This window comes from Pseudoalteromonas sp. TP27 (genome assembly GCF_056470645.1).
Map to the genome: position 1 here is coordinate 194,913 of NZ_JARDAK010000004.1, position 19,682 is coordinate 214,594.

Consider the following 19,682-nt stretch of genomic DNA (forward strand, 5'->3'; position numbering starts at 1 on the left):
GCCACCGATTAGGTGGCTTTTGTATTTTTAATGCTTTGTGCCATGTTTGGTGCTTAAAATGTCATTTCTATTTTGCCGTACACGTAGCGTCCGTTAAATCCATATGGTGAGAAGCTAGAATAAGCAAATAAACGTGAGAACGTTGTTAAATCGTCAACATTTTCACGGGTTGCATCTGGGTAAACATCAAAAATGTTATTTGCACCTACGCTCAGCGATACGTTTTCGGTAAGCGAGTAGGCGACGTCTAGGTCGGTTATCCATTTTGGTTTTAGTACTTCATTAAGCTCTGCGGTTGATGATGGATCTTGAGTTTCGCCGTAACGCGTAGTTCTAAGCGTTGTACGTATGTCGTCGTTAGTCCATGTGGCGCTTAAATTGTATTTATTACGCGGTGTACTTACTTCAAAGCGACGCAGCTCAGTGCCTGAAAACAAGTTGTCTTGATCGAATCCTGCACCTTGTAGCTCTGCTGGTGGGTCGATGATATTGGTTACTTCATTTTTGCCGTAGTTATAACCTAGGTTAAAGGCTAAATCGCCGTAACCGTCGGTTGCTACGTTATAAGAGGCAACCACATCTACACCACGTGTTTTACTGTCAATTGCGTTTAAGAAGAAACGACCTTGGTTAGCGCCAGTGCCTTGAAGTAAATCGGCAATTGCAGCGCCCGATAAGTTGTTTGATAGCACAATGCGGTCATCAATTAATATTTGGTAGTAATCAACCGATAAGCTGAAATTAAAGTCGGTAGACCATGTAAAACCAACGCCGTAGTTTGTTGCTTCCTCTGCATCAAGACCCGGTGAGCCCAGTGCTTTTGCTACATCACTGCCTGGTGCAAACGTACCTGTTTCGGTTGGTTCGCCATCAACAAATACAGTGGCCACTGAGGTAAAGTATTGCTGCTGTAAAGAAGGTGCTCTAAAACCTGTCGATGCCGATGCACGAATGGCTAAATCTTCAGTGAGCGAATATCGCGTTGCAATTTTACCATTGAGCGTATCGCCAAAATCAGAGTAATCCTCGTAACGCGCTGCAACAGCTATGTTCCAATCATCTGTGAGGTAAGTTTCTAAATCTATGTAAAAGCTAACATTGTGGCGGCTGTTGTCGCCCTCAGATTCTGGGGTAAAGCCTGGAAATACTTGTGCGCCGGCAGCGCCAAATGGGCCATCCTCACCAGTAACCACGCCACCAGGGCCAAATGTGCCTTGTGCGTATGAAGCTTCTTCGCCTGCATCTATTTGGTATCCTTCGCGGCGATACTCAGCACCTACAGCGACACTTACCGAGCTTTCTAAAAAGCTGACGTCTACTTCGCGATTAAAATCTACGTTTAAAGTAAGCTGATCGTAGGTAAGTGTTCCGGCATCAAAGCTTGTTTGGCTAGTCGGGCCGTATGATGTATTTAAGCTATTTATAACACCAAATTCAAATGCATCTTGACCATATACGGCCGATACATCGTAATTCCATTCACTTACAAAACCTTTAGCGCCAAGTGCCAGTGAAAAGTCATCTATATCTGATGTGATAACAGGTAAAAAGCCATCAGGATAAACTTCTTCTATGTTTCGGCTGTCGCTTGCACGACGATAAAAGCCGCCGCCTTCACCTTCACGTTTAGAATAAGAACCAAATGAATAGAGTTCAGCATCGGTAGTGAGTTGTAGAGCTGAGTTATAAAAAACAGAGAAATCTTCTACATCACCATTACCAAAGTTATGATTGTAACGGTTTACTGTGAGTTCACGAGGGTCGAGTGAGCCATCCTCTAATCGAGCGTAGTTTTCGCGTTGGTCGTAGTCTGAACGGTTTGTAGAGTTGCGGTCGCGGTATTCGGTCGAAATGTTTAAAAAGCCATTATCGCCGAGTTCAAAACCCATATTACCTTGTAGCGTTAAAGTTTGACCGTCGGTTAATGAACGATCGCCTCCTTCGGTAAAGGCTAAATTACCATCACTGCCTTCAGATACTGATTTTAGCTGTGGTACACCATCCATTTCAGTTACGTTAGCACCATAAATAGCCGCAACTGAGCCACCGCTACTTGCACTTTTAAGTACAATATTAATAACACCAGCTATAGCGTCAGAGCCATATTGGGCTGCTGCACCATCACGTAATACTTCAATGCGGTCGATAGCATTTGCAGGAATTGCATTCAAATCAACTGATGATGAACCACGACCCGTTGAGCCATTTAAGTTAATTAATGCATTGCTGTGGCGACGCTTACCATTAACAAGTACCAAGGTGTGATCGGGTGCTAAACCACGAAGTTGAGCGGGGCGTACATGGTCGCTACCGTCGGTAAGGGATGCTTGCGGGAAGTTAAAGCTTGGTAATAAATTGCTAAGCAGGGCATTCGTTTCAGTAAAACCTGAGCTTTTAAGTGCGTCGGCGCTAATTATATCGATTGGTACTGCGCTATCTTCTACTGTACGGCCTAATCGGCGAGAGCCAATTACGCTTATTTGTTCGATGTTTTCTTCTGCTTTGGTGTCTTGCTCTGCAGCATTTACTGAGAGCGAACCAAGTAGTGCAGCTGATGCGCTCATAGCGAGTAATATTTGTGGCACCGATTGCTGTAATTTAAATAACGGTTTTCTATTCATGCTGTATTTCCCCATACCCATTGAATTATTTTAGTTTTATACAAAAAGCTCAAACCTTTTTGTTACCTTGAACATATACTTAATTAACAAAGCCAGTCAATTGAATAACATTCAATTAATTTAAGGGTTTTTATAATTACATTTGGTTGTTTTTTATAATGATCATTGTTTTGGTTATATAGCGAAGGTGATTGCTAAGTAATTGATGGGTAATGAATTATATTTAAAAGTTAAATTTAACGTTTAATTAACTGGTAAGATGAGATTGATGGTTTTAACTAATTACGAGTATGAAGGCGTTTCTATTGGGCTGTGACTAGGTGGGTATTAAGTTACAAGTATTACTAAAAAAGAAAAAGATAGAGCCACCCATTAAATGTTAATTAAATTAACATTTGATGGGCGTTTTATATTTTATGTCCTGTTTATTAGAACCTATACTTTAAAACATGAAGCAATTTTGTTTTTATAAGTAATTGGTATAAAAAATAGTGTTAAAAAGAGAATTAAAATTTAATTTTTCCAACAAGCATATCTTTAAACATTACCCAATCTCCCCACAAACTGTAAAAAGGGTGTTTAAAAGTAGCTGGGCGGTTTTTTTCAAAAAAGAAATGCCCGACCCACGCAAACCCATATCCAATAACAGGTAATAGCCACAATAGACTGTATTGTTGTTTTATTAATGCTATTGCGATTACAGCAAGAACAAGTGTACTTCCTATAAAATGTAAGCGGCGGCAAATCACGTTGCGATGCTCTTTTAAATAATACGGGTAGAAGGCTTTAAAGCTTTTAAATGTGGGGTTTGTATTTTGCATTGTGTGCTCTTTTATTGTTTTTTATTTTAATGAGGGCTGTGCTATTAAAGCGTAAGTTTACATTTGTTTACAGCGATAAATGGTGCTTAACGCATCTAAATAGACAAAAGGGCTAAAAGTTAATAACTTAGGCGCACTATTAATAAATAAGAATGGAACTCAGGATGTTTAAACATACTCTAGCGTGTGCTGTAATTGTAGCGCTTAGCGGCTGTTCAGAGCCAACTAATACGGTAACTCAAGAAGAAGTAAAAGCACCTATGAAGCAAGTTAACGCAGTTATATACCCAGAAACAAAAAAAGGCGATGTCGTAGACACCTATTTTGAAGAGGCCGTTAGCGACCCATATCGTTGGCTTGAAGATGATATGAGTAGCGAAACTGCCGATTGGGTTAAAACGCAAAACAATTTAACGTTTTCTTATTTAGAACAAATACCTTATCGCGATAAGTTAAAACAGCGCCTTGAAAAATTAATGAATTACGAAAAGATAGGCGCTCCTTTTACTGAAGGCGATTATACCTATTTTTATAAAAACGATGGCCTGCAAAATCAATATGTTTTGTACCGCAGTAAAGATGGCGGCGACGTTGAAGTATTTTTAGATCCAAACAAATTTAGTGACGATGGCACGACGTCTATGTCGGGCTTATCGTTTTCAAAAGATGGCTCATTGCTCGCGTATCAAATATCTGAAGGTGGTAGCGACTGGCGTAAAATTATAGTGATTGATGCACACACTAAAGAACCTGTTGAAGAAGCGCTTGTTGACGTTAAATTTAGCGGCATAGAGTGGCTAGGCAACGAAGGTTTTTATTATTCAAGTTACGACAAACCTAAAGGCAGTGAGCTTTCGGCTAAAACAGATCAGCATAAAGCGTATTACCATAAGCTAGGTACTGCTCAATCTGCTGATAGTGTTGTATTTGGTGAAACTGATGCGCAAAAACATCGCTATGTTGGCGCTGATGTAACACATGATGGCCATTACTTACTTATTTCGGCAAGTACATCTACCTCAGGCAATAAGCTGTTTATAAAAGACTTAACAAAGCAAAACAGTGAATTTGTAACGGTTGTTGGAAATACCGATTCAGATACAACAGTGATTGATAACGAAGGCAGCAAGCTGTTTTTAGTTACTAACCTTAATGCGCCAAATAAAAAAGTCGTAACGGTTGATGCAAGTAACCCAAGCCCTGAAAATTGGGAAGATTTAATTCCCGAAACCAAAAACGTACTAAATCTTACAAAAGGCGGCGATACCTTTTTTGCCAACTACATGGTTGACGCGATTTCGCAGGTAAAACAGTACAACAAAAAAGGCGAGCTAATTCGCGAAATTACATTGCCAGGCGTGGGTACTGCACGTGGTTTTGGTGGTAAAAAAGATCAAACAACGCTTTATTATTCGTTCACTAACTACAAAACACCAGGTACTACTTATACGTTTGATGTAACTACGGGTGAATCGGGTGTTTATCGTAAGTCGGCTATTGATTTTAATAGCGATGATTACACGTCTGAGCAGGTGTTTTACACATCAAAAGACGGCACTAAAATACCGATGGTAATTACCTATAAAACAGGCATTAAGCTTGATGGTTCAAACCCTACTATTTTATACGGTTACGGTGGTTTTAATATTAGTTTAACGCCAAGCTTTAGCCCCGTTAATGCAGTATGGCTTGAGCAAGGTGGTGTGTACGCCGTTGCTAATATTCGCGGTGGCGGTGAATACGGTAAAGACTGGCACAATGCCGGCACTAAATTGCAAAAGCAAAATGTGTTTGACGACTTTATTGCGGCGGCTGAGTACTTAAAAGATAAAAAGTACACCTCTAAAAAACGCTTAGCACTTCGCGGTGGCTCTAATGGTGGCTTATTGGTTGGCGCCGTAATGACGCAGCGTCCTGACTTATTTCAAGTTGCTCTACCTGCTGTAGGTGTACTTGATATGTTGCGCTACCATACATTTACTGCGGGCGCTGGCTGGGCATACGACTACGGCACCAGTGAGCAAAGTAAAGAAATGTTTGAATACATCAAAGGTTACTCACCACTTCATAATGTAAAAGCAGGTGTTGAATATCCAGCGACTATGATTACAACCGGCGATCATGATGACCGTGTTGTCCCTTCGCATTCGTTTAAGTTTGCAGCTGAGCTTCAAGCAAAGCAAACGGGTAATAATCCAACGCTTATTCGCATAGAAACTAATGCGGGGCATGGCGCGGGTACTCCAACAAGTAAAACAATTGAGCAGTACGCTGATATATTTGGTTTTACGCTATACAACATGGGCGTAGAGTCTTTATAAAAGCGCTTTAACAAAATAGCTAACTTTAATAGCTGAGCAAAAAGGCCGAGTAAATTTAATTTACTCGGCCTTTTTAATGTTTGCTAGTTAGTTATACCAATCTGCTTATATATGGGGTCTATTTAACGTTAAGAAAATTACGCTAGAACTAGGCAAAAATTTTTGTATCTAGTTGTTCTCGGCAATTGCTCCCTGCATTGCTCTACCTCCTGCATCCATGCAGTCGTAAATAAAAAATTTTTAACGACGTTATAGTGAAATTTAATTCGTTAAATTGATCAAAGATTTATGCAGGTTGGTATTATTGCATAGGTGAAAACAATCGTTGATACGTTTTATAGGCGTATTCGTCGGTCATGCCGCTCAAATAGTCACAAATAATACGCATCCCTTGGTTTTGCTTTTGCGCTTCGATGTATTGTGCTTGTGTGGTTTCGGGCAATAAACGCAGCGGATCGCTCGCAAATGCTGTAAATAACTCTATTAGTAAATTTTGGCCTTTAAACTCTATTTGCTGCATTTCGGGGTCACGTATTAAACGTTGAAACACAAAATGCTTAAGTATTTGCAATACACTGTCGTATTGGGCATCTAATTTAGCGGTGTACTTTAAAATAGGGCATTCAAAGGCATCATTTTGAATATCCAAATGTATATGAATAATAAAGGTATTAACCAGCTCACCTATGGCATCTTTTCGCTCAAAGTCATTTTTTGAAAACAAACGCTGAGTGAGCGATTCAAGCATGGTGTTTAACCAGTCAAAGTTAAGTGCTTTTAAATGAGGCAGAGCATGAGTTTGCCAATCGTCTAATGTGAGTACGTGGGTTGCAATGGCATCTTCTAAGTCGTGTACCGCGTATGCTATATCGTCGGCATGTTCCATAATGGCGCTGTCGAGTGACTTATAGGTTGTTTTAGCACGGTATTTATCAATTGCTGCGTGGTTGCCAAGCAGCGCTTTATCGTTTTGACTTAGTGGTTCTACTATCCAATTGAATATGGCTGCATCGTCGTTGTATAAGCCTTTAGCTGGGCGCCAATCATCAGCTTTAATAAATGCACGGCCTGTTGTTGCATCGGGAATGGTATGCCAAAGCGTGTTAATAAACGCAGGGTATTTTATAAAGCCTAGTAAAGTACGGCGAGTAAGGTTCATTCCGTGGCCATTACTGTATGGCTCTAGTTTTGCAACTATGCGCAGTGTTTGTGCGTTACCTTCAAAACCACCATGATCGCGCATCATGTAATTTAGCGCTATTTCACCACCATGACCAAAAGGCGGATGGCCAATATCGTGCGCTAAACAGAGTGTTTCAAGCAGTCCCGTTGATGGAAAATGTGTAAAGTCGCTATGTTGCGCTTTTAAATGGCGCAATATACCGGTACCAATTTGCGATACTTCTAGAGAATGTGTAAGGCGAGTGCGGTAAAAGTCGTTTAAACCAATGCCCATAATTTGGGTCTTAGCTTGCAAACGCCTAAACGCTGCGGCATGAATAATACGCGAACGATCTACCTGCCACGGTGAGCGGTTATCGTTAGGACGATGTTTATATTGCTCTATTATTCGGCTTTGCCATTGTTTATCCATACTGCTTACTCACACATAGTTAATATTATTAAACTTTGCTCAGTATACCCATGGACTTATAAATTGCGAATGAACAAATGCACTACATAGGCTCTGTTTTATCTAAAATTCAAATACACTGCTGAAAATTCAACCGTAAAAGGTCATCAAACCCCAGTTATTCGCGTTTATAAAGTGGCTTAGGTATAATGCGCCTTCGTATGCTTGTGTATAAACCATGCATAGTTGTTGTTTCAAAGAGAGAATACATGTTAAAAACGATTTTTAAACTTTTACTAACCGTGTTTTTCGTATGGGCGCTTGCGTATCCGTTTATGCAAAGTGACGACGTTGATCAGGATGAGCAAGCGTCAGAGCAACTAACAAAAGTGAAGAAAAAAGAAAAACCATTACATAATGTAAAACTGCCAAAGTTTTCAGAATTTAGTGATGTAAAAGAAAAAAAACATGCATTTTTTAGTTTTATTCGTCCGCACGTTGAAGCCGAAAATAAAAAAATATTACAGCAGCGCGCTAAGCTCGAAATAGCACGCATGATGCTACAAAACGATTTGTCTTTAGAAAAAAAGCAAAGTAAAGATATTGCAGTAATATTAAAGTCATACGGCTTACCAACCACAATTAATACCCTAATACTTACACAAGCACTGCGCCGTGTTGATATAATTCCTAAAGAATTAGCGCTTATGCAAGCTGCAAATGAATCTGCGTGGGGTACATCGCGGTTTGCACGTATTGGCCTTAACTTTTTTGGACAGTGGTGTTACACAAAAGGTTGTGGCATGGTGCCAAAACGCCGTAATACCGGGGCTGTACACGAAGTTGCTGCGTTTAAATCGGTAAGAGCAGCTATAAATTCTTACTTTAAAAATATAAATACGCACCCGGCTTATAAAGATTTGCGCGCAATACGTGAAAACTTACGTCTTGAGCAAAAACCAATTTTAGCGACTGAACTTACACAAGGTTTAATGTCTTACTCTGAGCGCGGTGAAGCGTATATAGAAGAGCTAAACACTATGATTAACCAAAATAGAGCCTACTTTGATGAATAAACGGATTTTAAATTGTACTAACGCAGTGTCGTTACTGCTACTGAGCATAACTGCATTTAATGTAAATGCGAGAGAGTTTGTAATGTCGTATGACGGCTTTTACGATCGCTTAAAAGTGGTTAATAAAGGCGATTTTCAATATGCCCGCGTTAACTTTTACATTAGTGATATTGGTACAAATGAAACGTGTGCGATTAAAAGCGGTACTATTTTAACCGAAAGAAACGAGTATCCACTTAACTTTACCGATAAAGCACAATTACTATTGCCGTTCGATAAGCAGCTTGATACCGATAAAGCGGTCATTGTAGTAGAGCCGCAAAACCCTGTACACGATTGCCAATTAAAGTTACAAATAGAAGCAAACGAACTTGAAGGTTTAGCATTTTCAAAGCAGTCGTTATATACCATTAACGAAGAACTTGATGAGTTGTTAACTGATTTGTCTGGCTTTTTTGTAAGCAAGTTAATGTGGTTTTTATTACCAGAGCAAAAGGGCGTAGCAGTTACATTTAAAAGCCCAATGCAATTTGATGATAAAAGCATAACGTGTGAAAAGTCAGTATGTTATTTTGCAGTTGAAGATAGCTGGGAAGACGATAGCGCAGTGCTTGGCGATATATCTCACGTTATTAAAGTAACGCCTTGGATTGTTAAGTAATACCAACCTGCATAAATCTTTGATCAATTTAACGAATTAAATTGCACTATAACGTCGTTAAAAATTTTTTATTTAGAACAACTAGATACAAAAACTTTTGCCTAGTTCTAGCGTAATTTTCTTAACGTTAAATAGACCCCATATATAAGCAGATTGGTATAATCAGCGTTTAGCTAAGTAGCTTACATATAAAAAGCGGCATGTAGCCGCTTTTTTTGTACCAGGTTCAGTACTTGTTTTTATTTAATAAGCGGTGCTGATGAATCGCGCTGCATTAAAGTGGGTTCAAAAAACCGATTTATAACGAGGCTTTTATTTTGATATACGTCTTTAAGTACTAATTTAGCAGCCATTTCGCCCATTTTCCCGACCGGATTATCTATGGTCGTGAGTGTAGGGTATAGGTAGTTTGCAAAAATAACGTTATCAAATCCAACAATCGATAAATCAATTGGTAAGTTATAACCGTGCTCTCGTGCATACTTCATGGCACCGGAGGCCATTTCGTCATTGGCGCATACCAGTGCGGTAAAGCTGAGCTTTTCATCAATAAAATGTTTTAAGCCTTTACTACCGCCGGTTTCGTTAAAGTCGCCAATATAAAAAAGCGTAGGATCAAATTTAACACCAGCCTCTGTAAGCGCTTGTTTGTGACCTTCTAAGCGGTTAAATGCATCGGCTTTAAACTGCGGGCCTGCAATGTACGCTATTTGTGTATGGCCTTGATTTAATATCGATTTAGTAGCTAGGTAGCCGCCTAATTGATTATCTAGACTGATACAGTTATCTTTTAATTGTTCTACGTAACGGCTCATTAAATAAACGGGCGTAGAGCCTTTACTTAGTTTTATTAGGTAGTCGTCTGAAACGGCTTCTACATGCAAAATAATAGCATCGCAGCGTCTGCTAATTAAAAATTCAATGCCTTCTTGTTCTTTGTCTTCTTCACTGTGGCCGGTGGTAATAATAACGTGTTTACCTGCTGCACGCAGTTCTGACTCAATACCTGCCATCATTTGGGCAAAGAAAGGACCATGTAACTCAGATACTAAAATACCGACACTGTTAGTACAGTTAGAGGCTAAAGATTGCGCTATTGAGTTAGGCTTGTAGCCAAGCTGCTCCATGGCATCAAGCACTTTTTGTTTGGTTTTATCGCTTACACGGGTATTTTTGTTCATCACGCGAGAAACGGTGGCTAACGATACGCCCGCAAGCTCTGAGACTTGATAAATTGTTGCCATGTTATTTGTTCACTCGCTTATCCTTAACTAGTTGTTAGTTTAGATTGAATATTTTCAACAACCTGATTAGTCAGTGTATATTTTTTCATTATGTAGGCAACAAATAAAGATCCAAAAGCAGGTAACACAGTAAATGAAAGTAAAATACCGTGTTGAGTATCAAGAGTTTGTACTACATCGGCCTGATAACTGTAAAAAGATAACAACCAACCTGCAATTGCGCCGCCTACTGCTACGCCCATTTTAATAAAAAATATGACACCTGAATAAACCAAACCGGTAATGCGTACACCTGTTTTTTCATGCCCGTAATCTATGGTGTCGGCCATTTTTGCCCATAATAAAGGCGTTGCCATATCTAAAAAGAACTTCCATAAAATAAAGGCTGCAAATGCCAGTATTAAAGAGTCTTTACTAATAAAGTAACTAAAACCACAAATAGCGGCGGCAATAACTTGTAAGCTTATATAGGCTTTTATTTTACAAAAACGCTTAGCAAGAGGCTGAGCTAAAGCACAACCCAGCATGCTGGCTGCAACGCCTAGGGTCATAAAGAGGGTGATTAAATCGTCTCGACCTAAATAGTACTTTACGTAGTAAACAGCAAGCGTAAGTCTTAATACTTGCCCGGTAAGTAAAAAGAATGCAGCTAAGCAAAGTGTTCGCCATTGATCGTTTTTAATTAATGCTTTAACACTTTGGGCAAAAGGAATATTTTGCTCCTTAGGCTGTTGTATACGCTCTTTTGTGCCTAAAAAACAAAGTAAAAACAGTACAAGGCCTAAAATACTCATTGCGGTCATTGTGTATTGATAGCCTTTGGCTGCATCGCCTTGGCCAAAATACTCAACCATAGGCATAGTACAACCCGCTACAATAACACCGCCCAACATACCAAATACAAACCGGTAAGACTGAATGGTCACGCGCTCTTTTACGTCGCTTGTAAGTACACCACCCAGTGCACAATAAGGAATATTGATAGCGGTGTAAGCCACCATAAGCAGTGTGTAAGTAGTAAAAGCATAAATTATTTTATCGGTGCCCTCTAAATCGGGCGTAGTGAACGCTAAAATACTAATAATGGCAAAGGGAAGGGCAAGCCACAGTAAATAGGGGCGAAAGTGCCCCCAGCGCGTATGTGTTTTATCAGCAAGGTTACCCATTAATGGGTCGGTTACGGCATCAAAAACACGCACTGCTAAAAACATAGTACCTACAACAGCAGGCGATAAACCCACTACGTCTGTGTAGTACAGCATTAAAAACATCATAACTGTTTGAAAAATAATATTACTAGCGGTGTCGCCTAAGCCATACGCTATTTTTTCTTTTACACTGACCATGATTGTTTATCCCGCTTTATACTTGTTTTTAGTTGTGGGTATGCTCTTATTTTTTAGACTTATCTTTTAGAGATGAGTTCTTTATAAGCTAAGCCACTATTTTTAATAGTGCGTTGCTGCGTTTTATAGTCAACATACACAATACCAAAACGTTTTAAGTAGCCTTCTGCCCATTCAAAGTTATCCATTAAGCTCCAAGCAAAGTAACCATGAATAATAACGCCTTGTTCAACTGCATCATGAACCGCGTTTAAGTGGGTATTATAATAACTTAAACGATCTAAGTCGTTAACTTCGCCATTATTATATGTATCGGGCATGGCTGCGCCATTTTCGGTTATATATATTGGCGGTAGTGTGTATGTTTTATTAAGCGATACGAGCAAGTCGGTAAACGATTGCGGGTAAATCTCCCATCCCATATCTGTTAATGGACCTGCTGGTGCTATAGGCTCATAAATATCTGTTGGGTGCGCTTTATAAACTTGGCGTGTATAAAAGTTTATGCCTAGGTAATCGATTGGTTGCGAAATTAATTCCATATCACCTGGGTGTATGTCAGGTAAATGATCGCTTGGTAATTGGTTAATTATATCGGGATATTTACCATCCATTATTGGTTTCATGTACCACTGATTTAAATAGTCATCAGCGTATTTGGCACAATCAATATCTTCTTGGGAATTTGTAAGCGGGTAGGCCGGGGTAAAGTTAAGCACAATGCCATTTTGAGTATCAGGCGATGTTTTATTTAGAACATTCATAGCCAGGCCATGAGCGAGTAATAAATGATGTGCAGCTTTTTTACCGTACTGCTTGCCGACTAAGCCTGGGGCATGTATACCGATTTCGTAACCCAAAAATGCGCTGCAAAACGGTTCGTTCAATGTAGCGTACGAATACACTCGATTTCCAAATGCATTTGTAATTAGCTCAACATATTGCTCAAATGCATAAGCTGTTTGTCTGTTAAGCCAGCCGCCGTTATCTTCAAGGTGTTGAGGTAAATCCCAATGATAAAGCGTAACAAAGGCTTTTATATTTTTTCGTTTTAGCTCATCCAGTATGTTGGTATAAAATTTAACGCCTACAGGATTTAACTTTCCGTCTTGAGTCATCACGCGAGGCCACGAAATTGAAAGCCTGTAAGCATCTACACCAAGAGACTCTATTAAATCTATGTCTTGCTGCCAATTGTTGTAATGATCGCAGGCAACATGACCATTTGAATTGTCAGCAATTTTACCTGGAGTATTACAAAAGGTATCCCAAATACACGGTAAGCGATGCTCATAACCGCCCTCTATCTGAAATGATGCTGTAGCTACACCATAAACAAAGTCTTTTGTTACTAGAGGTGAATTAAATGGTAATGATATTTTTGTCATTGGTTACAAACCTTTTTGAGAACTTAATTGCACGCTTAGCGCTTATTTTTACTGTCTTTCAGCGGGTACAAAACATTATTAAAAATAAAAGTTGTTGAAATATGTAACATGTTCGTATTTAATTAGCCGTGAAAGCGCTTACATTTTAAGGTTAATGTTAATTAATCTTCAGGTCAACTCTTAAATACTGCGCCTTAGCGGGGGTTGTATTAATTACTTACTGAAGATCAATTTATAATAATAAATTGCGGAGAGCACATGGCTAGTTCAGCACCACTGACATCACACACACAGTCGCAAAACCACCAAGATAAAAACTATGGTTTTGCACTTACATCTTTAACTTCACTATTTTTTATGTGGGGTTTTATTACCTGCTTAAATGATATTTTGATTCCGCATTTAAAAGCGGTTTTCGATTTAACGTATGTACAAGCAATGCTTGTGCAGTTTTGCTTTTTTGGTGCTTACTTTTTAATGTCACTGCCTAGTGGATACATTGTTAAAAAGCTTGGTTATAAAAAAGGAATCGTGGTTGGGCTTTTAATTGCGGCAGTAGGGTGTGTATTATTTTACCCCGCAGCGGCAATGCATAATTACCCTGTGTTTTTGTTTGCACTTTTTGTGCTAGCAAGCGGTATCACTATACTTCAAGTTTCGGCTAACCCTTACGTTAGTTTATTGGGTTCTGCAAAAACTGCGTCGTCTCGTTTAACGCTTACTCAAGCTTTTAATGCGCTAGGTACTACGGTTGCTCCGTCTTTTGGTGCTCTGTTAATTCTGGACTCAGCGTCTGATGCCTTTTTAACACCGGCGCAAAATGCCGAATCAGTTCAACTCCCTTATTTACTGCTTGCTGCAATGTTAATTGTATTAGCAGGTATTTTTGCATGGCTTAAGCTTCCAGACATTATGAGCGAGCAAAAAGAAGCAGCTAAAAACTCAGACACTATTGAGGGCAGTGCATGGCAATACCGTCACCTAACATTAGGTGCTGTGGGTATATTTATGTATGTTGGCGCAGAAGTGGCAATTGGTAGCTTTTTAGTAAGTTTTTTAGCGCAAGAACATATTGCAGGACTAAAAGAGCATGTTGCAGCTCATTACATCACTTATTATTTTGGTGGTGCTATGGTTGGGCGTTTTATTGGTGCTGCTGTAATGCAAAAATTACCCGCTGGTAAAGTACTTGGCTTTAACGCAACCATGGCTATTATCTTAGTCGTTATTGCTATGAGCACGTCGGGTCAATTAGCAATGTGGTCAATACTATTGGTTGGTTTATTCAATTCTATTATGTTCCCCACTATTTTTAGTTTAGCGCTAAATGGACTTGGCAAGCATACCGCTCAAGGCTCTGGTATTTTGTGTTTGGCGATTGTAGGTGGTGCAATAGTGCCACTTTTACAAGGTGCACTTGCTGATAGTGTGGGTGTTCAACTTTCGTATGTTTTACCTATTTTATGTTACATATTTATCGTGTTTTATGGTTTAAGCGGTAGCAAACCAGTTCAAGCACAGGAGGCTTTATAATGAAAACCCCTTTTACACTTAATAAAATAGCCTTAGCAACATTAATTGCATCAGTAGGTAGTTTATCGGCTTGTTCAAACGACGCTGTGACATCGGTTGAAAGTAATGAAACGTTATCTAAAACAGCGCAAATTTGGCCAAAGCTTAATATTGCTGTTAAAAAAGATGCCGATATTGAAGCTAAAATAGTTAACTATTTAAAAGCCATGACACTTGAGCAAAAGGTTGCTCAAATGATTCAGCCAGAAATTCGTGATATTACCGCTGAAGACATGCGTAAATATGGCTTTGGTTCATATCTTAATGGCGGTGGAGCATTCCCTAATGGCGACAAACACGCAACACCAATGGACTGGGTAGCCTTAGCTGAGAGCTTTTATCAAGCTTCTGTCGATGATTCAGTTGATGGCAGTAAAATTCCAACTATGTGGGGCACCGATGCCGTACATGGCCATAATAACGTAATTGGTGCGACGTTGTTTCCGCATAACATTGGTTTAGGTGCGGCTAATAACCCTGATTTAATCGAGAAAATAGCATCTATAACTGCAGTAGAAGTAATGGCTACGGGTATTGATTGGGTATTTGCACCTACAGTTGCGGTAGTGCGCGACGATCGCTGGGGCAGAACGTATGAAGGTTATTCAGAGGATCCAAAGATTGTACACGATTACTCAGCAGCTATAGTAAATGGCTTGCAAGGTAAAGCCGATGGCGACTTTTTAAGTGATAAGCGTGTAATTAGTACTGTTAAGCATTTTATTGGCGATGGCGGAACGGTTGACGGTGACGATCAGGGTAACAACATAGACAGTGAACAATCGCTATTTGATATTCATGCACAAGGTTATGTAGGTGGTTTATCAGCAGGTAGCCAATCGGTTATGGCATCGTTTAATAGTTGGAATGGTGTTAAAAATCATGGAAATAAATACTTACTTACTGACGTATTAAAAACACGTATGGGTTTTGATGGATTTGTTGTTGGTGACTGGAATGGTCATGGCCAAATTGAAGGCTGTACTAACGAAAGTTGTGCACAAGCTGTTAATGCAGGTCTTGATATTTTTATGGTGCCAACAGGTGCCTGGAAACCTCTATATAACAATACAATTGCGCAAGTTAAGTCGGGCGAAATTAGTATGTCGCGTATTGACGATGCAGTGAGCAGAATACTACGTGTAAAACTGCGCGCTGGTTTATTTGATAAACCAAGCCCTGCTGAGCGTCTTTATTCAGGTAAAACAGAGCTGATTGGGGCGCAAGAACACCGCGAAGTTGCGCGCCAAGCTGTGCGTGAATCACTTGTATTGCTTAAAAATAAAAACAACCTATTGCCTATCGCAGCTAATCAACGTGTGCTTGTTGCAGGTGATGGAGCTGATAATATTGGCAAGCAGTCGGGTGGTTGGAGTATTACGTGGCAGGGGACTAATAACAAAAATGCTGACTTCCCTGGTGCTACTTCGATATATAAAGGGCTTGAAGAGCAAATCTCTACTGCAGGAGGAAGTGTTACTTTAAGCGCTGATGGCACGTTTGAGCAACGTCCTGATGTTGCCATTGTTGTATTTGGAGAAGAACCCTATGCAGAAGGGCACGGTGATAGAGATAACCTTGAGTTTGAACGCGGCAATAAAAAGTCATTAGCACTTTTAAGCTCGTTAAAAGAGCAAGGTATTCCTGTTGTATCAGTGTTTATATCAGGTCGACCTATGTGGGTTAACAGCGAACTTAACGCATCTGACGCGTTTGTAGCTGCATGGTTGCCAGGTACTGAAGGCGCAGGTATTGCTGATGTTTTATTAAAAGCGGCAGACGGAACCATTCAAAATAACTTTAAAGGTAAATTATCGTTTTCTTGGCCTAAATCAGCGGTACAAACTGCGGTTAATAAAGGCGATGAAAATTACGACCCATTACTTCCTTATGGCTTTGGTTTAACGTACGGCGATAAAAACGTTTAGCTGACGACCTTGATGAAGATTCAAAACTTGATAACTCAGCGCTTACGACTATGGACATACTTGTTGGTGCTCCTGTGGCGCCATGGCGTTTATTACTAAAGTCGGGTAATGAGCTTTTAGATGTATCGAGTAGTACTCATGAATTTGGTGCAATTAAATACCGAACTGAGGACAAAACAGTACAAGAAGACGCTCGTCAATTTAACTTTAGTGGTGCACAAAAAGCCAGTGCTGAAATAGTCACAAGCTTCGCCGAAGATACTATTGCTTACGTTGAAGCCGATAGTGTAATTAGCTTTGATATTAAATTAAACGAAGCACTAACTAGCAAGGTAGCACTTGCTATGACTTGTTCTGGTGAGTGTGGTGCAAGTATTGATTTAGCTACAGTGGTAGACAAAACTATTGAGAATAAATGGCAGTCAGTATCAATCGATTTAGGGTGTTTTGCTGATAAGGGTGTTAATTTTGCAAACCTAACAAGCCCATTTAGCTTACGCAGCAATGGTAAAGCATCAATTTCTGTGGCTAATATTCAGTTTGTGCCAAATACAGCAGATGAGGCTACACTCTCTTGTAAGTAGTTTATTAACTCTATTGTGTGTTTACCAAAGCCCTTCGAATGAAGGGCTTTTTTTATGTAGAGGATTAATACTAACCTGCATAAATACTTGATCTAATTGATATAGCTTGTAGGAGTAAATATCTATAAATACAAGGAGTTATCACGTTTTTGTAGGGGTTTTTATAATAGCTTGTAAAATAATTAGTACTGCATTAAGAGGTTTTTTTCGTCAAAGCTAACTACTTTATCTCTGCCGGTTTCTTTAGCAAGATAAAGGCGTTTATCAGCCAGCGATAGTAAGTCTTTTACACTCATTTTGCCATTTACAGAGTGACTCACTCCCGCGCTCACAGATAGTTTTATATGCGCGTTTTGATAATAAAACGGATGCTTAGAAATATTTTCACGTAAGTGCTCTGCATATTCTTTAGCTGCTCGTAGGGAATAGTCTGGTAGTAATATTGCAAATTCTTCACCGCCTATTCTGGCGCAAATACCTTCATCAATAAATTGCTCTTTTATGTGCTGCGCAATCCATTTAATTGCTTGATCGCCCGTGTCGTGGCCGTACTTATCGTTTACATGCTTAAAAAAGTCGATATCTAGAATAATTATAGATACATTTATATTATTGTTATTAGGTTGTTTAAGGACTGCTTTGGCGTTATTAAAGAAACCTCTGCGATTAAATAACTGTGTAAGAGAGTCGGTATTGGCAAGGTTCGATAGCGTGTATTCACTATTGGAAAATAACAAAAATGGCAGTATAAGAGCACTCAGTGTGGCTAATAGTAAATGACTAATAAGCACAATTTGCAAAGGGGTTGCTACATCTTGAATACTCGAACTAAGTACCGGTATTGATAGAAATATAGCATTTAAAAACATAACTCCACTGTGCACTAAAAAGCAGGTAATTAACGCCTTTTTTTGGGCTTTAGCAACAAAACTCATGCTTTTGATTAAATACGCTGTGTAAATAAATAATCCGGCAATTACTAAACTCGTTAGCATTTTTGCTGCACCGAAAGGATAAATTGCCAATAACAATAAGCTAGAAAAACCAAATATGCAGTAAAGAGGCATTAAGCTGATATTTTGTACGTTTTTGTACTTATATAGTCCAATAATAATTAAAAGTGGGCTAGTTATCATTGAAACACTAGCTAAATAGTGGGTTATTAAAGGAAGATCTATGTAAAAGCGCAAACATGCCAGTATTTCGGCTAATGCAAATGTGGCGCAGGCTAAACCGAATAATAAAAAAGATGTTTGTTTTTTATATTTATAAATTGAGAGAAAAAATAAGCTTATGAATAAGTTAAGGATAAAAGAGAAGAAGATCACAGTAGGCAAATGAAACATGATTTATTCTCTTTATTTTAAAATGATGAAATATATATTTAACTAACTGTTGTAATTATTATGTATTAATAAGAAAAGGTCAATTCAGTTAAAAGCATTGCTTTTTCAATTTTATATATTTTACCTCAAGAATTATTAACGCCCGCTAAACCAAACTCTCTAAAGCTGATTTAATATCGGGGTGGTGAAAACTATAATTATGAGACTGTGCTTTATTAGGGATTACAAATTGCCCCGTTGTTAGTAAGTCTGACATTTCACCCATTAATAGTTTAAGTACTACGGTTGGCATAGGTATAAATGCAGGTCGTGATAACGCCTCGCCTAAGCTTTTACTAAATTGAGCATTGCTCACAGGATTTGGCGCAGTTGCGTTAACAGGACCAGATATTTCAGGGTGCTTAATAATAAAGAGTATTAGCTGAATCATGTCGTCGATGTGTATCCACGACATACCTTGCTCCCCGTTACCAATTGGGCCGCCTAAACACAATTTAAAAGCAGGTAGCATTTTACTTAATGCCCCCCCTTTTTTAGCTAACACAATACCGGTGCGCAAAAGGCACACTCTAGTTTGTTCTGATTGTGCGAGTAAGGCTGCGCTTTCCCAGTCTTTACAAAGCTGGTGGCTAAATTCGTCGTGTGGGTTTTCAAAAGTTTCATCAATAGGGTTACTATTCTGTCGACCATAAAAGCCAACGGCACTTCCAGATATATAAGTATGTGGGAGAGTGCTACAAGCTTTAATAGCTTCACTAATTTGCTGTGTAACACCAATACGGCTGTCGCGTATTATTTGCTTTTGTTTGTCGCTCCAACGCTTATTTACAATAGGCTCGCCAGCAAGGTTAATAACAATATCAACGGTATTAAAATCTACCTCAGTAATATCGCTTACGGCTTTAACTTTATGACCAAATAATACGTTTGCTTTACTCGGATTACGGCTAAGCACAGTAACGCTGTTGTGATGAAGTAAAAAAGGACACAAGTGCTTACCAATTAATCCCGTCGCGCCAGTAACAAATATATGCATTATTAATCCTTACAATAAAATAGTAGCAAGTGATTAAAAAACATACTCGCTAGCAAACAGCTTTGCAAATTTATACGTGAGATAGGCTTTTATGATCACTTCGTAATTATTTCATTTAATTACCTTTTGCCTTACACTAAAGCGATATAGTTAATAAAAGGATTA

General features: G+C 39.1%; 12 protein-coding genes and 1 pseudogene. 5 read left to right on the forward strand and 8 right to left on the reverse strand.

Annotation, left to right across the window (positions count from 1 at the left end; genetic code table 11):
- Positions 1-53 precede the first annotated feature (53 nt).
- Both PX700_RS07355 and PX700_RS07360 read right to left on the reverse strand, forming a co-directional pair.
- Positions 54-2,621 carry a TonB-dependent receptor plug domain-containing protein gene (locus tag PX700_RS07355; protein ID WP_479520360.1) on the reverse strand — a complete coding sequence of 856 codons (2,568 nt, stop codon included), beginning with the start codon at positions 2,619-2,621 and terminating at the stop codon, positions 54-56.
- Between the two features lie 506 nt (positions 2,622-3,127).
- Positions 3,128-3,442 (reverse strand): Mpo1-like protein, encoded by a 315-nt coding sequence (locus PX700_RS07360; protein WP_479520361.1) that lies wholly within the window; start codon positions 3,440-3,442, stop codon positions 3,128-3,130.
- 164 nt (positions 3,443-3,606) lie between these two features.
- On the opposite strand from PX700_RS07360, the gene PX700_RS07365 reads away from it, so the two are divergent.
- The gene (locus PX700_RS07365) at positions 3,607-5,763 is read left to right on the forward strand and encodes a prolyl oligopeptidase family serine peptidase (RefSeq protein WP_479520362.1); all 2,157 of its coding nucleotides are present in this window, start codon (positions 3,607-3,609) and stop codon (positions 5,761-5,763) included.
- A 301-nt stretch (positions 5,764-6,064) separates the two neighbouring features.
- Here PX700_RS07365 and PX700_RS07370 read toward each other — a convergent pair whose 3' ends face one another.
- Positions 6,065-7,357, reverse strand: coding sequence for an anti-phage deoxyguanosine triphosphatase (locus PX700_RS07370; protein WP_479520363.1), 1,293 nt, complete (start codon positions 7,355-7,357; stop codon positions 6,065-6,067).
- Positions 7,358-7,605: 248 nt separating this feature from the next.
- Between PX700_RS07370 and PX700_RS07375 the strand changes: the two genes are divergently transcribed.
- Together PX700_RS07375 and PX700_RS07380 are read left to right on the forward strand one after the other, a co-directional pair.
- The gene (locus tag PX700_RS07375; protein ID WP_479520364.1) at positions 7,606-8,412 is read left to right on the forward strand and encodes a glucosaminidase domain-containing protein; all 807 of its coding nucleotides are present in this window, start codon (positions 7,606-7,608) and stop codon (positions 8,410-8,412) included.
- The gene (locus PX700_RS07380; protein ID WP_415635892.1) at positions 8,405-9,073 is read left to right on the forward strand and encodes a DUF2987 domain-containing protein; all 669 of its coding nucleotides are present in this window, start codon (positions 8,405-8,407) and stop codon (positions 9,071-9,073) included. The genes PX700_RS07375 and PX700_RS07380 overlap by 8 nt, the downstream gene beginning before the upstream one ends.
- A 239-nt stretch (positions 9,074-9,312) precedes the next feature.
- Here the strand turns inward: PX700_RS07380 and PX700_RS07385 are convergent, their stop codons facing one another.
- From PX700_RS07385 to PX700_RS07395, 3 genes are read right to left on the reverse strand one after another with little or no spacing between them, the layout of a single operon-like run.
- Positions 9,313-10,317, reverse strand: a complete 1,005-nt coding sequence (locus PX700_RS07385; protein ID WP_479520365.1) for a LacI family DNA-binding transcriptional regulator — start codon at positions 10,315-10,317, stop codon at positions 9,313-9,315.
- A 23-nt stretch (positions 10,318-10,340) separates the two neighbouring features.
- On the reverse strand, positions 10,341-11,663 hold the full coding sequence (locus PX700_RS07390) for a glycoside-pentoside-hexuronide (GPH):cation symporter (RefSeq protein ID WP_479520366.1): 1,323 nt from the start codon (positions 11,661-11,663) through the stop codon (positions 10,341-10,343).
- 59 nt (positions 11,664-11,722) lie between these two features.
- Positions 11,723-13,051, reverse strand: a complete 1,329-nt coding sequence (locus PX700_RS07395) for a GH1 family beta-glucosidase (protein WP_479520367.1) — start codon at positions 13,049-13,051, stop codon at positions 11,723-11,725.
- Positions 13,052-13,309: 258 nt separating this feature from the next.
- Here PX700_RS07395 and PX700_RS07400 point away from each other — a divergent pair, with 258 nt between their 5' ends.
- Both PX700_RS07400 and PX700_RS07405 read left to right on the forward strand, forming a co-directional pair.
- Positions 13,310-14,584, forward strand: coding sequence for a sugar MFS transporter (locus tag PX700_RS07400; RefSeq protein WP_479520368.1), 1,275 nt, complete (start codon positions 13,310-13,312; stop codon positions 14,582-14,584).
- Positions 14,584-17,135, forward strand: a pseudogene (locus tag PX700_RS07405) (glycoside hydrolase family 3 protein). Before PX700_RS07400 ends, PX700_RS07405 begins: the two are co-directional and overlap by 1 nt.
- A 182-nt stretch (positions 17,136-17,317) precedes the next feature.
- Here the strand turns inward: PX700_RS07405 and PX700_RS07410 are convergent.
- Both PX700_RS07410 and PX700_RS07415 read right to left on the reverse strand, forming a co-directional pair.
- A complete protein-coding gene (locus tag PX700_RS07410; protein ID WP_479520369.1) occupies positions 17,318-18,271 on the reverse strand; it encodes a GGDEF domain-containing protein in 954 nt (317 codons plus the stop codon).
- A gap of 355 nt (positions 18,272-18,626) precedes the next feature.
- Positions 18,627-19,517, reverse strand: coding sequence for a TIGR01777 family oxidoreductase (locus tag PX700_RS07415; protein WP_479520370.1), 891 nt, complete (start codon positions 19,515-19,517; stop codon positions 18,627-18,629).
- Positions 19,518-19,682: the final 165 nt, after the last annotated feature.